Annotated in this window: 16 protein-coding genes; 7 read left to right on the top strand and 9 right to left on the bottom strand. The window is 52.0% G+C overall.

Translation table 11 applies throughout. From position 1 onward, the window contains the following. Window positions 1–13: 13 nt before the first annotated feature. Both CLC93_RS10730 and CLC93_RS10725 read left to right on the top strand, forming a co-directional pair. Window positions 14–751 (top strand): SDR family NAD(P)-dependent oxidoreductase, encoded by a 738-nt coding sequence (locus CLC93_RS10730; protein WP_245837142.1) that lies wholly within the window; start codon window positions 14–16, stop codon window positions 749–751. 109 nt (window positions 752–860) lie between these two features. Then, window positions 861–2204 (top strand): hypothetical protein, encoded by a 1344-nt coding sequence (locus CLC93_RS10725; RefSeq protein WP_141237379.1) that lies wholly within the window; start codon window positions 861–863, stop codon window positions 2202–2204. A 69-nt stretch (window positions 2205–2273) separates the two neighbouring features. Here the strand turns inward: CLC93_RS10725 and chrA are convergent, their stop codons facing one another. From chrA to CLC93_RS10710, 3 genes are all read right to left on the bottom strand, one after another. Next, on the bottom strand, window positions 2274–3428 hold the full coding sequence (chrA, locus tag CLC93_RS10720) for a chromate efflux transporter (RefSeq protein ID WP_095505955.1): 1155 nt from the start codon (window positions 3426–3428) through the stop codon (window positions 2274–2276). A gap of 76 nt (window positions 3429–3504) precedes the next feature. Next, a complete protein-coding gene (locus tag CLC93_RS10715) occupies window positions 3505–3972 on the bottom strand; it encodes a hypothetical protein (RefSeq protein WP_095505954.1) in 468 nt (155 codons plus the stop codon). After that, the gene (locus CLC93_RS10710; RefSeq protein WP_095505953.1) at window positions 3965–7186 is read right to left on the bottom strand and encodes an nSTAND1 domain-containing NTPase; all 3222 of its coding nucleotides are present in this window, start codon (window positions 7184–7186) and stop codon (window positions 3965–3967) included. Before CLC93_RS10710 ends, CLC93_RS10715 begins: the two co-directional genes overlap by 8 nt. A gap of 205 nt (window positions 7187–7391) precedes the next feature. On the opposite strand from CLC93_RS10710, the gene CLC93_RS10705 reads away from it, so the two are divergent. Continuing rightward, complete coding sequence (locus CLC93_RS10705) at window positions 7392–7958, top strand: ricin-type beta-trefoil lectin domain protein (protein ID WP_095505952.1); 567 nt, start codon at window positions 7392–7394, stop codon at window positions 7956–7958. Here CLC93_RS10705 and CLC93_RS10700 read toward each other — a convergent pair. After that, complete coding sequence (locus CLC93_RS10700; protein WP_095505951.1) at window positions 7932–8834, bottom strand: sulfite exporter TauE/SafE family protein; 903 nt, start codon at window positions 8832–8834, stop codon at window positions 7932–7934. The two genes, CLC93_RS10705 and CLC93_RS10700, sit on opposite strands and share 27 nt — an antisense overlap. 131 nt (window positions 8835–8965) lie before the next feature. Here CLC93_RS10700 and CLC93_RS10695 point away from each other — a divergent pair, with 131 nt between their 5' ends. The 3 genes from CLC93_RS10695 to CLC93_RS10685 all read left to right on the top strand — a co-directional run bounded on the left by CLC93_RS10695 (window position 8966) and on the right by CLC93_RS10685 (window position 12071). Continuing rightward, entirely contained in the window at window positions 8966–9406 is a 441-nt protein-coding gene (locus tag CLC93_RS10695) for an SRPBCC family protein (RefSeq protein WP_095505950.1), read from the top strand. A 153-nt stretch (window positions 9407–9559) separates the two neighbouring features. Next, window positions 9560–10561: a hypothetical protein gene (locus tag CLC93_RS10690; RefSeq protein WP_095505949.1), complete on the top strand. Its 1002-nt coding sequence runs from the start codon at window positions 9560–9562 to the stop codon at window positions 10559–10561. Between the two features lie 208 nt (window positions 10562–10769). Continuing rightward, window positions 10770–12071 carry an NAD(P)/FAD-dependent oxidoreductase gene (locus tag CLC93_RS10685; protein ID WP_095505948.1) on the top strand — a complete coding sequence of 434 codons (1302 nt, stop codon included), beginning with the start codon at window positions 10770–10772 and terminating at the stop codon, window positions 12069–12071. Between the two features lie 229 nt (window positions 12072–12300). Here CLC93_RS10685 and ltaE read toward each other — a convergent pair whose 3' ends face one another. The 4 genes from ltaE to CLC93_RS10665 are packed head-to-tail and all read right to left on the bottom strand — an operon-like array spanning window position 12301 to window position 15235. Continuing rightward, complete coding sequence (gene ltaE, locus CLC93_RS10680; RefSeq protein ID WP_095505947.1) at window positions 12301–13314, bottom strand: low-specificity L-threonine aldolase; 1014 nt, start codon at window positions 13312–13314, stop codon at window positions 12301–12303. 21 nt (window positions 13315–13335) lie between these two features. Next, complete coding sequence (locus CLC93_RS10675; RefSeq protein ID WP_095505946.1) at window positions 13336–14463, bottom strand: phosphotransferase enzyme family protein; 1128 nt, start codon at window positions 14461–14463, stop codon at window positions 13336–13338. Window positions 14464–14475: 12 nt separating this feature from the next. Then, the gene (locus tag CLC93_RS10670) at window positions 14476–14808 is read right to left on the bottom strand and encodes an RnfH family protein (RefSeq protein ID WP_095505945.1); all 333 of its coding nucleotides are present in this window, start codon (window positions 14806–14808) and stop codon (window positions 14476–14478) included. Continuing rightward, complete coding sequence (locus tag CLC93_RS10665) at window positions 14798–15235, bottom strand: SRPBCC family protein (protein WP_095505944.1); 438 nt, start codon at window positions 15233–15235, stop codon at window positions 14798–14800. The genes CLC93_RS10670 and CLC93_RS10665 overlap by 11 nt, the downstream gene beginning before the upstream one ends. 106 nt (window positions 15236–15341) lie before the next feature. Between CLC93_RS10665 and smpB the strand changes: the two genes are divergently transcribed. Continuing rightward, window positions 15342–15827, top strand: a complete 486-nt coding sequence (gene smpB / locus CLC93_RS10660) for an SsrA-binding protein SmpB (RefSeq protein ID WP_095505943.1) — start codon at window positions 15342–15344, stop codon at window positions 15825–15827. Here smpB and CLC93_RS10655 read toward each other — a convergent pair. Further along, on the bottom strand, window positions 15824–17197 hold the full coding sequence (locus CLC93_RS10655; protein ID WP_095505942.1) for a sigma-54-dependent transcriptional regulator: 1374 nt from the start codon (window positions 17195–17197) through the stop codon (window positions 15824–15826). The two genes, smpB and CLC93_RS10655, sit on opposite strands and share 4 nt — an antisense overlap. Window positions 17198–17202 lie beyond the last annotated feature (5 nt).

The raw sequence follows: 17202 nt of genomic DNA, 5'->3' as shown, positions 1-17202 counted from the left end.
GGAGATTATTATCGTGGCGCGAGAGTTTGCATTAGTAGTTGGCGCCAGTAGCGCAATAGCCAAGGCATTGTGCCGACAACTGCTTGAAGACAGTGACTTGATGGTGGTCGCCATTAGTCGTGAATTTACCGCAGAGTTTGTTGAGCGTTTTGGCAGCCACCCTCGCCTGCGTCACTACAGTTGCGATTATACCCCCGAACACATCGAGCGATTGGTGTCGCAGCTGAGCGAATGGAACGGTAACTTTACCAAGGCATTTATTTGCAATGGCATGCTGCATCGCGACTCAATCCAACCAGAAAAGGCCCTTGAACAGCTATCCGGGCAAACCATGCTTACTTTGATGGAGGTGAACTTGGTAGTGCCCTCTTTGTGGTTGGCGAAGCTATTGACGCTCATGCGCCACGACCAACCAGCAACGGTGACTTTGTTTAGCGCTCGTGTGGGCAGTATTGGCGACAATCGTCTGGGCGGGTGGTACTCATACCGCTGTTCAAAAGCGGCGCTCAACATGCTGATTCAGACCGCTGCTATCGAATACCGACGCCGCGCCAGCAACGTCAAACTCCTCGCTTTTCATCCAGGCACCACTGACTCGCCGCTCTCAGCGCCATTTCAAGGCCGACTTAAGCAAGGGCAATTACTGACTCCGGATTTTGTCGCCGAAAGGCTACTTGAGCTCATTGAAGAACAACAGCGAGATGGTACCGCGAGCTACTTGGATTGGCGCGGACAGAGTATTCCTTGGTAAGCCTATGTAAACCAATGTAAAGAAAGGTAAAAGGAGAAACTCAAGGGTTTAAAACTGGTCGTAAGGGTGGCAAAACAAGCACGAGTGAACCACCTCATTAAGGAAGACCATGATGTTCTCAACGCCCTTCAAACCCCTTATCGTAACCCTGACACTCGCTCTAGGTGTTAGCGCTTGCGGCAGTGATGATGACGATGCCATGGGGCATCTACAGCTATACAATGGCTCAAGTAACGCTCCGCAAGTCTATTTGGAATTAGACGAAACCCTCTACGGCTCAGCCGAGTTCAGTCAAGCGACCTACACCTCTGATGTCGAGACCGGCAGCTACCCAGCGCAACTCATGTGGTACGACACCTATGGCCAATCTCAAGTGGTGTGGGAAGACGACCTAAATATCTCTAGCGACCAATACACCTGGGTGGCCTTGGTGGGCGATCTTGAAGACGCTCAAGTCCAGCAATATCAATTCGCGTTGGAAAGTCCCGAAGAAGGTTTTGATACGCGCATTTTCAACCTAGATACTGAGCTCAGTCTGGACGTGTATTACTCGGCCGCCCATGAAAGCTTTGAAGACGCGCAGATGCTTCAAAGCGTAGCGCCACTCGAAATGACCGACACTCATAATTTGGACTTAGGCGACTATAAGTTTTATCTGACCCAATCGGGCGAGCAAACACCTATCATGGAATCGCAGGGCATTACCTTTGCCTACAACAATCAGTACAAACTGGTGATCCGCGATAACCTAGGCGCAGGTGCGGCGCCATACAGCATGGACATAGTGTCGCTGCACTACACAACAGAACTGGTCGACACCAACAATACCGCACAGGTACGAGTGTTCAACGGCTATCAAGACATTGATAACATTAACTGGCAAGTAGTTGGTAGTACAGGTGAGAGTGAGCTAACAGCCCTTTCTCACGGACATTTTAGCGCCCCTATTGAGCTGGAGTACGGCGATTATTCGATGAAGAGCTGGAATGCCGACTCGGGAGAATTGCTGTCCGAGAACCACTTGTTGTCATTGGCGGCCAACGAGCATCAATCGGTGTTTTACTACCGTCAGTTTGAAGAGGACGAGGATAGCGGTGAGATCACTGAGTACTATCGCGTGCTTACCAGTAAAGACATGGTGTCCGATAGCTTGTACAGCCACCAGCTACAAATTGCCAACCTAAGCCACAGTTACACCTCGATTCGCGTACACTTGGTGCGCGCTGACGAAACCATAGATAACGCAACCTACAAGGTGCTTGGTTTGGGCAATGCCATGGGGCTATTAACCCTGCCAAATGACAGCTATCAGGCGATGGTGACTTATGTTGAGGATGGTCAGACTCTGTTGTTGGGAAGCTTAGACCTAGGCGATCTTTCCGAGCAATCCACTAGCTATTTGGTGGTTGAGGAAACCGCTGATGGTATTGAGTTACTCCACTTACACGACTAGCGCTGTTCTCTATAGCAAGGTTTATAGCGAAAGTCGGTAACGCAAGCCACTAGCGAATAACCAACCGGGCTAGGCCAACAGGCTTAGCCCTACTCCACTGACAATAAAGAAGAGTACCAGCCACAAAATAGCCCACTGTTGACGCTTAAGCAGATATATCCCCACCACCACTAGTGCCATGTCGGTAGCATTGAGCACAGCCGATACAAACACCGGCTGGTACAGCGCCGCTAACAGCAATCCCACCACCGCGGCATTAACGCCATTAATAGCACCGCTGAGTCGAGGCGAATTAGCTAACGCTTGCCAGTGATTAAACAATCCCAGAATCAACAAAAAGCCCGGTAAAAACACAGCTGCGGTGGCCAGCAAGGCTCCGAGAATTGGTGCTTGGGGCGCTAGCTCGTAGCCAAGGAAGGTAGCAAAAGTAAACATTGGCCCAGGCACCGCTTGCGCCGCCGCGTATCCGGTCAAAAACACATCGCTACTGAGTTGGGCGCCGACTAATTTCTGCAGCAAAGGAAGTACTACATGGCCGCCGCCAAACACTAAGGCCCCGGCTTGAAAGAAGTCACCAAATAAGGCGGTAAGACCACCACTTTTTGCCAACAATGGCAGGCTGACAAATAGCACCACAAACAGCAGCAGTGGCCACCAGTTGATGCCTTGGCTGGCTACCTGAGGTTGGTCGTTATTCTTTAAGTAAGCCTGGCCAATTGCTGCAGCCACTGCCAACACTAGCATCTGCGTGATCAGACTAGGGAGCGTCAGCAAAGCCGCTGCAGTGGCAACGCAAAGTGCCGCCGCCAGTTTGCTGGTACAGAAATTGCGGTACATACCAAGAGTGGCATCGGCGACTACTACCACGGCCAATAATTTAAGACCGTGCATCAGCCCCTCAAACCAGGTGGTGCCCATCAAACTGCTGGAGGCAATGGCTAAACCCAGCATCAAAAGTATCGATGGCGTGGTAAATCCAACGAAAGCGGACAGTGCCCCAAGCAAGCCACCTCGGCGATAACCCAAGGCAAAACCAACCTGACTGGATGCGGGTCCTGGCAAGAATTGGCACAAGGCGACTATCTGGGCGTACTCAGCATCAGTCAGCCACTTCAGTCGTTCGACAAAGGTCTGGCGAAAGTAGCCGATATGAGCGGCAGGCCCACCAAAGCTTAGACACCCAAGAATAAAAAATTGCTTTAAGATACTGACGCTATTGGACATAGTTTTTTATTATCGCCGCAAGGCTTATGTGAATGGCGCACATTCTAGCGCGCCATTTACGACAGAAGCATGACAGTTAATCTTCCACAATCACCTCAGGATCGCAACGAAAATGGACGGTTTCTCCGTTGTCATTCGGCCAAGTGTCTTTTACCCAAACATCGAAGTGAATGTGTGCCTTACGAGTGTTGGGGTGACCTTCCGGATGAACCGTGGGGTCGATTTCCAGTTTGAGCTCATTGGGTGTCATCGACAGTAACTGCAGACGAATGCCATCCCCCGAATCCCAAGGATTGCCGCCTCTCCCTGGACGTGCATTTACCCAACGAAATTGATAGCGCCCCGCGGTGCGCTCGTCAAAGCGAAAGCTAACCAATAGCTGGTTATCGCTTTTAGAGAATCGAATCACCTTGTGGTCGTACAGAAATCGATAGTCTTTGGCCGCCTTTGTGCGGTCAGCCTTTTCAGCGTCCCTCGGTGCATCCGCGTGAGGATTACCGTCAACCGGTCCCCAGACCATCAAATTAAATCCCTTGTCACTCATTATCGCCTCCTAGATCAGCGTTTAGCCAGCGTTCGAACTGGGGGTGGCGATAACCTCTGGCGCGGATAGACTGCAACAATTCCTGCGCTCGCTCGCGATTCCTTTCCAGACTGGCTAGGTAATAGTGGCCCAACAACAGGTATAAGTTGTTGTGACCCGTGGGTTGCGGCAGCTGCTCCCGCAAATAGTCGATCAATTGATTGCGAAGCTCACTATCAGCGCTCATCGATAAGCTAAATACCAACGCCGGTGAGCTATCCACTAAAAACTCAGCGCGTTCTGACATTAGCCAGTTGGCCAATGACTGAATGTCTTGCTGAGTTCTGGGGTGCGAAACGCACTCGTTGTTGGCTTGAAAGCGCAGGTAGGTTCTCAGCCAGCGCCGATTATCTATGGGCCTTTGTCCCAGTAATTCTGCCAGCTGTTGGTGTTGGCGCTGATGCTCATCGCTTTGAGTGTGCGCTAACATCAGCCCGCGCAACTGATACAAAGCGAGCTGAACCTGCCAACTTTTGTTGTCGGCATCTTGTTGGTAGAGGTCCTCAGCGGTTTGGTGAGACTGTTTGTAGAGGTATCTGGCACCGTCGATATCACCCGAGTCCAGATAGGCACCTATGGTGATATTGGCGGCAGTGAGCCACTTGTATTTGGCATCAAAATCATCGGGCTGTTGCTGGAGCATGAACTCAGCAATGGTGCTGGCCTCTGAGGCGATTTGCCGTGCCATGGCCAGATCGCCGTAGCGCGATTCCAGTGTTACTTGCCAATTAAGACTGTTGGCCAACGACTGGGCGTACTCCAGGTTTTCGGGCTCGCTAGCAATCAGTTGGCGCTTGTGAACCACTGCTTGGTCTAGGTAATAACGAGCACTGCCAATGTCTTGTTGGCGGCGAGCCAGCGCGCCGAGATTGTGATGCGCCTGTGCCAGTTCGTACTGCCACTCCGAATTCTCAGGTTGGTACTGTTGCAGTGATTCCACCCGTTCTAGATAGCCAAGCCACCATCGTTTGCTTTGTTCGAGATCGCCCTGATAGTAAGGAATTAGCCCGCGCCAATAATACACATGGGCCAACAATAAGCGCTTGTCTGAAGCTAGGGTCTCAACCGGAAACTGTTCTAATAGCTGTTGCGCTTGCTCCAAGTTGGACTGAGCACTGGCGTACTGGCCCTTGCCAATATCAATCTCGGCACTGAGTTTAAGTGCTTCGGCACGCGCTGGTGCGTTGGAGCTGCTCACCCCTTGGTAATAGCTCAACAGCCGCTGAGCCACACTCTCGAGCAAAGACAGTTTGCCAATCGGCTCGAGCTGGTCGCGCAAATCTACCAGCATAAACTCAGCTAATGCCTCGGCATCCTCTCGAGCGGCACTGGCCTGTTGCTGTCCTCGCCATGCCACCACAGCAAAGCTAAAGGTTGAGACGCTGAGTAATATCAGCGCGGCAACGCCACTTCGGCGCAGCCAGCGAATACGCTTAGCGCGCAACAAAGAGGCGTCAATAAAGGCCAACTCATCGTCAGATAGGCCTATGTCCTCGCGCCCTTTGAGCCAGCGAGCATCGGCTAATTGTTGCTGCGCCCTCAGCAAGTATTCGCGGTTGCGATTGGCATTAAGCCAGCGCTGGCAATCGCTTTGCAACCATTCGTGTTTGGCCAACGCGGTGCGATTATCCTGAATCCAATCTCTCAGACGCTGCCACTGACGAATCAAGGCTTCGTGCGCGATGCGCAAATACTGTTGCTGGTCGCGCTCGTCTTGCTCCACCACAAACAGCCGAGCGGCAACGAATTGCTGTACCAGCTTTTTGCTAGTGTCGTCGCCTATTTTGGCCATCGCCAAGCGTTGCGCGCTGGCTTGACCACTGGCGCTTGAGTAGCTTACTAACTGGTGCATCAAGCGCGACCAACAGGCTTTGGCCTTATCGTCTAGCCCTTGATACTTGGCCTCTGCCTGTTGCGCCACCGCGCCGCTAACCCCGCCCATTTGATGGTAAACGCTGAGCAGCATTGGCTGGCCTTGCTGGCGGCGGTGAAACAACTCAGCCAGTGTGTATTGCAGTAGCGGCAGGGCTTCAGGATGACTGACCGCTTCTTCAAGCAATAGATCGTCGAGGCGCTCACCTGAGTGAGGGTCTTGCTCAAAGCCAACTCCGGCGGCTTGCGCCGGTGCCCGGATCATCTGCGCAATTTCTCCCGGTGCCGCCGCTTTCACATCGTACTGAACGCCAGAGCGCTTGAGTTCGATAAAGCCAGAAATGTCGGTACACGCGCCGTAACAATCGCTACGAAGCGCCCCTATTAACAACAAACCTCGGGTTTTGGCCAGTAGCTGTAGCCACTGGACCCACTGCGATTGAGCATGCGCCGACAAACTTGGTTCGAGTAGCCATTGCTCTAGTGGATCAATGAGCAGCGCCTTGGTCTTACTGGCGTTGGGCTTGAGCCAGCCCTGTAGCGATTGAGGTGTTTTTTCAAGACGCTTGGCAAGCGCTTCGGCAGAGTCTTGCTTATCAATAAAGCCCAACTTTTGCAGCGCGTCGAGCAAGCGTATCAAGGCAATATGGCTACTTTGTGCAGCCCGCGCCCCAAGCTTGTGTTGCTGAGCAAGCTCGATTCCGGCAAAGCCGCCGGTTTGGCACAGCAAAGGCAGCAAACCCGCTTTCAATAACGAGGATTTACCCACCCCGCTGCGGCCTAATACCAACAAGAAGCCCTGCCCTTGCGGTTCCAGCTCACGCAGCGCGTGCACCACTTCGGCGATGGCCTGAGTGCGCCCGAAAAACACTCCTGTGTGCTGTTCTTCAAAACTGGCCAAGCCCAGATAAGGCGAACCACTGGTCCAAGGCTCAGCGTTGGAATGAGTAGTACTTAGTACGCCACTTTCCGAAGAAATCGGTGCGACAATTCGATAGCCACGCTTGGGTAAGGTTTCGATGTACTTGGGATGGCGCGCATCACAGCCCAACTTTTTGCGAAGCCCGGCAATGCACTTTTGAACCGGCGCGTCCCCAAAAAATCGTCCCTGCCACACGGCGATAAGCAGTTGCTCGCTGCTCACCACTTCCCCTTGGTGCTGACACAAATAACTCAGCACATCCATCATTCTGGGTTCTAGGGTTTCGTTACCAAACTCGCCTTTGAGCTGATTTCGGTCCGGCAGCACCCACCAATCGCCGAGGCGAAAGCGCTGTTGCTCTGATGAACTCGAGGTGGACATTAGGCCGCTGCCAAGCAGTTTTGCAAGAAAATCTAAAGATAGCCCAGATGACCAGAATCGCCACCAGAACCCTGATATTACGGCGGTTTTTGGACTTGGTAAGGTGCCACCTTACGGCGCTGACGCAATGGTTAGTGGACGGTAAGGCTTTCTTGACTGGCGGATTTCATAATCGACTCATCGTCAGTACCGCAGGAGTCAAGCCATGTGTATCCGCAAAGCCCTATTTATTACTGGACTAGTTACCCTAACAACTAGTGTTGCCCAAGCGCATCCAGCAGAAAACCTAGCGAAAACCGATCGAATCGCCAAGCTAGACATATTAGAACAAACGTTACCTCAAGCCTTTACCATTCTCAGAGAGAGCGCGTCTATGTGTTTGGCGCCGGTTAGCAATAACATTCGCGCCGGAAGCAAAGTCGTCTTCACTCGCTGTAATCAGCAATTACCGCAGGTATGGAGCCTGACTCGTGAAGGTAAAATTCGCCACCAAGTGTCTGGTCATTGCTTAGTCAATGTAGAAAATACCAACGACCTGGCGATTTGGCCGTGTCACACCAGCTTAGGAGGCTCGGCCGGTTTGTCTGCTGCTGTGCAGTATGTAACTTTTCCCGACCCTCACCCGCTACCAGCGCTGCGCGAAGGCCAATGTAGCCAGTTCAGCAGCCACGGCCGAGAGCTCAGATTGCAGGATTACCACTGCAAGCCTGAACAGTTGCAACCGATATGGATGATTCGAGCTTCGTTAATGAGCAGCGGCATTGGCCAATGAGGCGGCGCCCATGATGAGCACCCATAAGCCAAAGAACAACTTAAGCTGGCGCACCGGCAATCGCGTGGCCAGCTTGCGCGCCAATATCGCCCCGAAAATCGCACCTGGCCCGGCAAACAATACCACTTGCCAGTAGACTTGAGGCTTAAGCCAGGCGTGTTGCGGTAACCCACTCCAAACCGTCAGCGCCGAGATAACCACAGCACAGGCCACCGCTAGCGTGACCTGAAAACGTCTCAAAATCAGGTATATCGCCAAGATCTCGCCAACGCCCACGCTCAGCCAGGCGGTAATCACACCGCCAACAAGCCCGATGACCGCCATTGCTAACCAGTCCCACCAATGCAACTCGGCCTCGCCATTGCGGTTGGGCAACCAAATACTCGAAGCGCAAATCGCCGCGCCGAGGATCAAGCTAAACCAAGCAAAGGAAAGGGTAAGTGACGCGGGCGCATGCCAATTCCCCGCGTAGGCCAGCCAAATCCCGGCAATGCTAAAGGTACTGACAAAGCCGATAATCGGCCAAAACAGTCCCCAGTCGTAGGTGCTGTTGGCGCTAGATTGACAGGCTTGAAAGCGACTCCAGGCGATACTGCCCGAAGTCATGCCCATGCACTGAATTGCAAAACTGGTGGCGATCGCTTGGGAGTGAGTAAATTCGAGTTGTTCGAACGCCGGTATGAATACCACACCGCCTCCCGCCCCGGTGGCATTGGCAAAAATCGCTCCAATGACGCCCAGAAAAGTAAACGCCGCATAATCGGCAACTACGGCCTTTGAATTGGGCAATCCCCACAACACGACAAACCAAATCAGCACAAGTCCAAGCACCAGGCTCAAAATTCGCCGGTCCACCGACTTGAGATAGCGGGTCAAAACATATCCTTATTTTTATTTTTAACCTGAGTATAACAATTCCAATCTAAGCTCTGCCAGCTAGCATTAGTGCATTGTTTCACCTATGTTTTATTGGACTACAGGCGAGGTTCCACCTCTTTGGAGACAGGATGAAATACCAGTTACAAATGGAAATTAATCTACCCAGAGCACGGGTGATCGAGCTTTTCGATAATCAAGACAACCTCCACCACTGGCAACCGGAACTCAAACGTTTTACCCATTTGTCGGGTAATCCCGGTGAAGTCGGTGCCAAGTCCGAGCTCATCTATTTGATGGGTAAACGCGAAATCACCATGATTGAAACCATCACCCTTAAAGATCTGCCGGATCGTTTTGCCGGCACCTACGAGACCAAGGGTATGTGGAATTCAGTGGACAACCAGTTTATTGAAACCAGTCCAGAGTCTACCCTGTGGAAATTCGATACCGAGTTTCGCTGCGAAGGCGTAATGATGCGCTTAATGGCCTGGCTAATGCCGAGCAGTTTCAAGAAGCAATCCCTGTTGTTCATGCAGCGCTTTAAAGACTTTGCCGAGGCACAACACTAAAGCCTGCACAACGCAACAAAAACATAACTCAATCAGAACTCTCGCCAAACATTAGGCAATTGTTTAGGACTGATTCAGGCTTTTTGCTTTACCCCATTTGAGTAGATTTTATAATCGACCCAATTCAATCCCACGCCTTATGAGATAGCCTCAGTGAAAGCCAAACTGCCACTTTTTTTGGCCAGCCTGATGATGGTTGGCTGTACCAGTTCCGAATTGACCTCGCCTTTGGCGCGCCAAATCCACCACGGATTTCTAACCACTGAGCAAGGCCAATGGCAAACCGAATTGGGCCAGGTGGTAATGACGACACTGGATTCCAACCAAGGGCTAACTGAACTTCGACTCAGCTGCCAGACCGATTTAAACCAAAGCGACTACAGCGCCTCAATGAGTGCAAAATTTGTGGGCCAAGATATCGACCACGCACCATCAAGCATGCGCCTGCACTTTGGCGAACGCTTTGGCTACTTTGGCGTAGATGAGGTATTTCAGCCAGACACTCATACCATAGTGCTAACCAGTCAGTTGTCTGCCTCACAGGTAGCGCAATTTGCGGAGCAAGCACCAGCTCGAATCGATGCTTTTGGTGGTAACTTTTCTCGACGCTTAGAGATTGCCAATCACGCCCAAGTGGGCGAGTTTTTTGAGCGCTGCCAAGCGCGACAAACTGCCGCTCTAAATGCGCCTAAACCAGCTGCGCCTCAGCCAGAAGTATATCGTCCCAAAGCGCTGAGCCAGGACGAGGTGCAGGCACTCGACGCTCAACTACTGTTCTCCACCGATGTGGACTTTTTAAAGGTACTCAACACCCAAGCGCACGAACTGGTACCAGGCCGCCACTTAAAAGTAGGCAACAACACAGCTGAATTTAGCGTGGCCCAGCGTTTGAGCGATGGCTCGGTCCTGCTGCGTTCCGACAAAGCCGAATACGCCGACTTGGCGATCATTGTGCACAATGCCCCGCAACTCAATTTGGGTGAGAACCCATTTCCACAGCTAAACTATTACCGCTTCGATGGACTGGTTGAATACAAAACCGTGATGGGTGCTAATCGCTATGCGATTGAGCTACATAATCTCACCGATGCGGTTGTGGCACAGCTCAATTCTGGCAACGCTTACGAACAGGATGAAGCCCAGTTGGCTGAATAGTCCGCCTAAGGTGCGAAACACAACCCGAGTTGTTGCCTGTTTTAGTTAAAAGATCAAAATAACTGCTAACTGACGGTAAAACTTTTGTGACACACCTCCCATAAGTGGTCTGATCGGGCTAAGGACAGACCAGTTACGTGGTAAATTTACTACTAATTCAGGTTTAAGCAGAACCTCAGATTTTTATTTTGTAACCTCAGAGGTAGCTATGGCTCAGTTAGAGAAAATAGTGATCGTTGGCGGTGGTGCCGCAGGCATGGAGATTGCCACCAAACTTGGCCACAAGGTCGGGCGCAAAAACAAAGCGCACGTCACCTTGATTGACATGGCAGAAGCCCATGTTTGGAAGCCCCTTCTTCACGAAGTGGCGACAGGTGCGTTGGACGAAGGCATTGATGCGGTGAGTTATCGCGGTCATGCCAAAGCCCACGGCTATCACTTCCAGCAAGGTGCTCTGCAAGACGTCGACCGTGACAATCGCCAAGTGATTTTGGCACCGATTTCCGATGAAAAAGGCAACGAACTCTTACCAAGCCGCCGCATCGACTACGACTACCTAGTCATTGCGATTGGTAGTGTTGCCAATGACTTCAACATTCCAGGCGTACTGGAGCACTGTGTGTTCTTAGACACCACAGAGCAAGCCATGGACATTCGCAAGATTTTGCTGAACAAGTTCATGCGTTATGCCAGCCACCAGCAATTAGAAGACAGAATTAAAGTTGCGATTGTGGGTGCGGGCGCCACCGGTGTTGAGATGTCAGCAGAAATGCACAACGCGGTTAACTCGCTGCGTGGTTTTGGCTACAAAATTTCTACTGATCTGCTGGATGTGACTCTGGTGGAAGCCGATGATCGTATCCTGCCTAAAGTAGAAAAAGAACAGATTTCAGCGTCAGTCGCAAAGCAGCTAAACGCGATTGGTGTGGATGTGCGCACCGGCACTCGCATTGTCGAGGTTGACGAAACCGGCTTAACCACAGCTGATGGCGAGCGCATTGACGCCGATATGGTGGTCTGGTCGACTGGTGTGAAAGCACCTGACTTCCTAAAAGACATTGGCGGCTTGGAGAGTAACCACATCAACCAGCTAGTGGTGAAAGGGACCTGTCAAACCACCCGTGACGAGCGCGTGTTCTCGATTGGTGATTGTACGGCGTTGCAACAACCCGACGGCTCTTGGGTACCACCGCGTGGCCAAGCGGCCCGTCAAGAAGCACTAATGGTAGCGGATAACATTATCAGCATGCTAAAGGGTGGCACTGCCGACAAAGAATACATCTACAAAGACTTGGGCTCTTTGGTGAACATGTCTAAGTTCCACACGGTCGGAAACTTGATGAGCTTCTTAGGCGGTGGTGTATTGGTTGAGGGTAAGATTGCTCGATTTGTTTACACCTCGCTATATCGTCGTCACTTGATTGAGATCCACGGCTTCTGGCGCGGCACCTTGATGATGTTCATGAAGGGCATCAATCGCATTGTGCGTCCGCACTTGAAGCTGCACTAAACGAATCGATAGTTAGACAAAAGGGGCCGATTGGCCCCTTTTTGCGTCATTCCCTTGAAAAAGGGAATCCACCCAACCGCAAACTAGCAACCAGCTAGGTCCCCGCTTTCGCGAGGACGACAGTAGGGTGCGAGGACGACGACAGGCCGCGAGGACGACGGTAGGATGCGAGGACGACGGTATAAGCCGCGAGCACGACGGTAGGCGCAAGAACCACGGGCGCAATAGCCTAAATACTCTGCTTCAACGCCTCAATAAAGGTATCCACATCGGCACGGCTAACGTCTTTGTGGGTCACCAACCTAAGCGGGTTACCCTTGTAAATCACCACACCCTTGTCCTTCAGGCGCTGTCCCAATGCCAACACATCGTAATCATTGGCAAATTTGGCAAACACCATATTGGTTTGCACCAGAGACTCATCGCACTCAACGCCATCCACTTCGTTTAAACGCTTGGCCAGATAAGCGGCGTTGTCGTGATCTTCAGCCAAGCGCTCTACCATGGTATCCAGTGCCAACTGCCCTGCAGCCGCTAAGCAACCGGCTTGACGCATACCGCCGCCGACCATTTTGCGCAAACGTCGAGCGCGACCAATGGTGGCTTCATCACCCAGTAAAATCGAGCCCACAGGTGCGCTCAAGCCTTTCGACAAGCACACAGAAACACTGTCGAAGTGCTGCATGATGTCTGCCGGATTCACCCCGAGCTTTACCGCGGCGTTCATCACTCGAGCACCGTCCAAGTGCAGTTTTAAGCGCTGATTGAAGGCAAAGGCTTGCGCTTTTGCCAAGTAGTCCATCGGCAGCACTTTGCCACCAATGGTGTTTTCTAGGCTCAACAAGCGCGTGCGCGCAAAATGGCTATCGTCGGGTTTGATGTTGGCCTTGATTAAGTCCAAATCGATACTGCCATCAGGGTTGTTCGCCAAAGGCTGCGGCTGCACGCTACCCAATACCGCGGCACCACCACCTTCAAAGCGATAGTTGTGTGCATCCTGGCCGCAAATGTACTCATCACCTCGTTGGCAATGGGCCATAATCGCCAGCAAGTTTGCTTGAGTCCCAGAAGGCACAAATAAGCAAGCTTCAAAGCCATAACGCTCGGCGGAGCTCTCTTCTAAACGGTTGATGCTCGGATCATCACCAAACACATCATCACCCACTTCGGCGTTGGCCATGGCCTGGCGCATGGCGTCGGTGGGTTGAGTTACGGTATCTGAGCGAAAATCGATATAGCGCATAGCAATCTCTTGGTGGCGTTGTCAGGAAAGGGGGTTGTTAGCGATGCGCTCGCGGGCATCGGCTACAATTTGTTGCAGTTTAGGCTCTTGCGTCAGAAGGCTCTTGAGCAGAGCGAACTGGTTGTTGGCTCGCAATAAGTTGTGCGTTTCAAAATCGGCGCCAAAGTAACTGTCACCGTTAAGGAAATCGGTTAAAAAGCGCACTCCAATGATGAATATCAACAGCTTGGCACCGGGCAGCAAACTGTCCATTTCCAATTCGGTGAGTTCACCTTTCATGCTATCGAGATAACCATCCACTAGCGCTGCAAACATGCCTGGACGCAATACAATCGCATCGGTATCTTTAGTGTCTTCGCGTTCTGGAGAGGTCACGGTGCGCACCATATCGCCAAAGTCATACATCAGATAACCAGGCATCACGGTATCTAGGTCTATCACGCAACTGGCGCTGTAGTCCGAGCGCTTGAGCAACACGTTATTGACCTTGGTATCGTTATGAGTGACTCGCAGAGGCAACCCACGGCTTTGCAAATCCGCAATCTCTTCAACGATACCCGATTGCGACTGAACAAAGGCCAAGGCCTCTCGCGCCATTTCAAAACGGCTGATGCCATCGACCGTGCTTGGGTGCATCTGCGCATAGCTAATGGCCTGATCAAGCTGGCTTAATCGCGCCGGTAAATGGTGAAAATCGGTTAGCACTTCGCCCAAATCACGGGCATCTAAATCCATTAGCGCTCGGCCAAAGGCGCCAAACGAATAGGCCACTTGATAGGCTTGCGATTCGCTGTTGACGGTTTGCAGAGTGACAGTATCTTCAATAAAGCTCAATGCGCGCCAAGCACCCCATTGAGGGTCAATGGTCAACTCTTCGCCGTGGCGGTTCTTCAACAGTTTGAGCACAGAAAAAGGGTAACTGCCTTGGGATTGCTTATTGAGCAAGTGGGTCGCCACTCGAGAGAAGTTGTTGATTAACATCTCTGAACTGGGAAACACCTCGGTGTTGAGTTTTTGCAGTACCAGCGGGCCATTGGCATTGTAAGCCAACCAAGTCTGGTTAATATGCCCTTCGCCCAAAGGCTCTGGCATTGCGTTGCGGTCGATACCAAATTGCTCGACCAGAAAATTAAATAGAGTGTTATCCATAAAAACTATCGGCTAAGAGCTGCTTTTACGAGCGCCAGTGGTGGCGTTCGCTCGACCTTCGGCGACCGCTTTGGCGGCACGCTGACGACGCACGTCTTTCGGGTCGGCAATCAAAGGGCGGTAAATCTCCACTCGCTGACCACTCTCAAGCACTTCGGTTGGCTTAATCAAACGAGAGAAAATTCCCAGTTTATGGCTGGCAAAGTCCACTTCAGGGTAATACTCCTCAATGCCACTGGCTTTAATCGCATCCAGCGCTGTTGCCCCTTCGGCTAACTCAACCTTAAAAATTCGCTGCTCATGGGGCAGCGGATACACCACTTCAACCTTGATGTTAGTTGCCACTGTAAACCACCTTTGCGCGCTCGGTGAAAGCGTTAACCATAGCCCCCATCAGCTCCTTGAATACCTTGCCAAATGCCATTTCGACGATTTTGTTGGAGAACTCAAATTCCAGTTCAAGCTCCACCTTACAGGCATCCTCGGTCAACGGCAAAAAGCGCCACTGGCCTTCTAACGTCTTAAACGGACCGTCTTGCAGCGCCATGTTTATTACTCGGCCTGATTCTAGGCTGTTGAGAGTGGTAAAGCTTTGATTAATGCCCGACTTGGCCACATCAACACGCGCAGTCATTTGCGCATCGCTTTGGCTTAGCACTTCGGAGCCTACGCATCCGGGTAAAAACTTTGGGTAATTGTCGACGTCGTTTACTAGGGCGTACATTTGCTCAGCGCTAAAACGAACCAGAGCGCTGCGGGAGATCTGCGGCATTCAATCGGACTCAAAAATTTCGAAACGCCGGAATAGTAACACGGGCTCACAAAAAGCGGCAGCGCGGCATACCAAAAAGCCCACGCATGGGTATAATAGCCGCCCTATGGCAAAGAAAAAATCCAAAAAAGGCACTCCTTCGTCCACCATAGTACTCAACAAGCGCGCTCGCTTTGAGTACAGCATCGAGGACAAGTTTGAGGCCGGCCTAGCTCTTCAAGGCTGGGAAGTAAAAGCACTGCGACTTGGCAAGGTCAACCTAGCCGAGGCTTACGTGTACATCAAAGACGGCGAAGCTTGGATGTCGGGTTGCAGCATTCTTCCGCTCAACACAGCATCCACCCACGTGATTGCCAACCCAACGCGTATTCGCAAGCTGCTGCTCAATCGTCGCGAGCTAGACCGATTGGCAGGACTGGTAGAGCGTCAGGGCTACTCGATTGTGCCGATGGCGATGTACTGGAAAAAGTCCTTCGTCAAACTAGAGATTGGTCTAGGTAAAGGTAAAAAGGCCCACGACAAGCGCGAAGACACCAAAGAGCGCGAGTGGCAAATCGAGAAAAGCCGCGTGATGAAGCACAAGGTCCGCTAAAGCAAACCCTCTTTTGCCAAGCGCCGGCTCAAGGCGCTTTGGCTGATTCCCAACAACTTAGCCGCCGCTGATTGATTATTGGCACAACGACTCATGGCCTCCATCACCAAAGCGCGATTGGCCTGGGCTAGGCTTGGTAGTTCGTCGCCAAAGCGTATCTGCACCGCAGTCGGTTCGCTTCCCTGCTCCGTGATAGCCATTAAAAATGGCGACTGGCACAAGGTCTGCTCGTCGGAGCGACTCACCGCATCGTAAACCATACCCTTGAGTTCGGTAAGATTACCGGGAAACTCATAGTGCTTTAGTTTGTCAGCCAGCCCGTTGGGCAACAGTGGTGCCTCGCGTTGCAAGTCCTTGGCTGCCATGTCGATAAAGTGATTGATCAACAGTGCGATATCCAGTGGACGTTCACTCAAAGGGGGCAGTACCAGTCGATGCCCGTTGAGTCGATACAGCAAATCTTGACGGAATCTGCCATCGCTCACTAGCTGCTTGAGATCCTGCTGACTGGATACAGCAATACGACAGCTCGCCACGCGTGGACGATCGCTGCCAAGCGGATAAAACTGCCCTTGCTCTAGCAGGGTTAATAACTGTCCCTGTAGCTCCATCGATAACTCGTCGACGTGGCTGAGGTACAAAAGCCCGTTTTGCGCTTGCTGCACTATGCCAGGTTGCGCAGGCTCTGTCCCGTTTGGCACTCGGCCAAACAAGCTCAGCTGAATTTGCTCGTTAGACTGACCACTGAGATTAACGCTGTGAAACGGTGTGTCCGCTTGGCTCAATCGATGTAACGCCTTTGCAAAAGTCTGCTTACCTGAGCCCAATGGGCCTTCTATCAGCACAGGCGCTGGTGAAACGCTAATGGCTTCAAGATACCTTAGCCTGTCGAGCATCTTAGGCTCACAGGTGACCAGGTCGTTGAGCGCTTCTGGTTGCTGGAGTTGCTTGCTAAAAAAGTGCTGGCGCAATTGCGACAGGCTCAATTCTAAGCCCACCACTTCGAGCGCTCTGCGCACCGAGGCTACCAGCTCAGTCACCTCGCAGGCCTTGTTAAAGTAGTCATACGCGCCGTTTCGCATGCAGCGAACCGCCGCATCGATTTGATTGACACCTGTGACAATGATGACTCGAGTATTCGGGTATTTAGCGCGAATTTGCTGCAGCAACTCCTCGCCGGACACATGCGGCATGGTCAAGTCGAGCAGGACCAAGTCGTACCCTCGAGTGGCCATGCGATCCATCACCTCGCGCCCATCCACGCAAGTATCAATTTGGGCCTCGGGTACCATGCGGCGTAAACTGATAGACAAACTGCGTAGCCACTGGGCTTCATCGTCTACCAGTAATACCGGGCGCGCTAACTTCATGTCTA

The organism is Paraferrimonas sedimenticola, assembly GCF_002282855.1.
GTDB classification, from domain to species: Bacteria; Pseudomonadota; Gammaproteobacteria; order Enterobacterales; family Shewanellaceae; genus Paraferrimonas; species Paraferrimonas sedimenticola.
The sequence above is the reverse complement of the archived record's forward strand: the minus strand, read 5'-3'. Positions and strand labels throughout refer to the sequence as shown.

Bases quoted from the DNA above. Each gene is read 5' to 3' on its own strand.
- CLC93_RS10705 (WP_095505952.1), top strand. From the start codon at position 7,392: ATGTGTATCCGCAAAGCCCTATTTATTACTGGACTAGTTACCCTAACA.
- CLC93_RS10685 (WP_095505948.1), top strand. From the start codon at position 10,770: ATGGCTCAGTTAGAGAAAATAGTGATCGTTGGCGGTGGTGCCGCAGGC.
- ltaE (WP_095505947.1), bottom strand. From the start codon at position 13,314: ATGCGCTATATCGATTTTCGCTCAGATACCGTAACTCAACCCACCGAC.
- CLC93_RS10665 (WP_095505944.1), bottom strand. From the start codon at position 15,235: ATGCCGCAGATCTCCCGCAGCGCTCTGGTTCGTTTTAGCGCTGAGCAA.
- smpB (WP_095505943.1), top strand. From the start codon at position 15,342: ATGGCAAAGAAAAAATCCAAAAAAGGCACTCCTTCGTCCACCATAGTA.
- CLC93_RS10695 (WP_095505950.1), top strand. From the start codon at position 8,966: ATGAAATACCAGTTACAAATGGAAATTAATCTACCCAGAGCACGGGTG.
- CLC93_RS10725 (WP_141237379.1), top strand. From the start codon at position 861: ATGATGTTCTCAACGCCCTTCAAACCCCTTATCGTAACCCTGACACTC.
- CLC93_RS10675 (WP_095505946.1), bottom strand. From the start codon at position 14,463: ATGGATAACACTCTATTTAATTTTCTGGTCGAGCAATTTGGTATCGAC.
- CLC93_RS10710 (WP_095505953.1), bottom strand. From the start codon at position 7,186: ATGTCCACCTCGAGTTCATCAGAGCAACAGCGCTTTCGCCTCGGCGAT.
- chrA (WP_095505955.1), bottom strand. From the start codon at position 3,428: ATGTCCAATAGCGTCAGTATCTTAAAGCAATTTTTTATTCTTGGGTGT.
- CLC93_RS10655 (WP_095505942.1), bottom strand. From the start codon at position 17,197: ATGAAGTTAGCGCGCCCGGTATTACTGGTAGACGATGAAGCCCAGTGG.
- CLC93_RS10715 (WP_095505954.1), bottom strand. From the start codon at position 3,972: ATGAGTGACAAGGGATTTAATTTGATGGTCTGGGGACCGGTTGACGGT.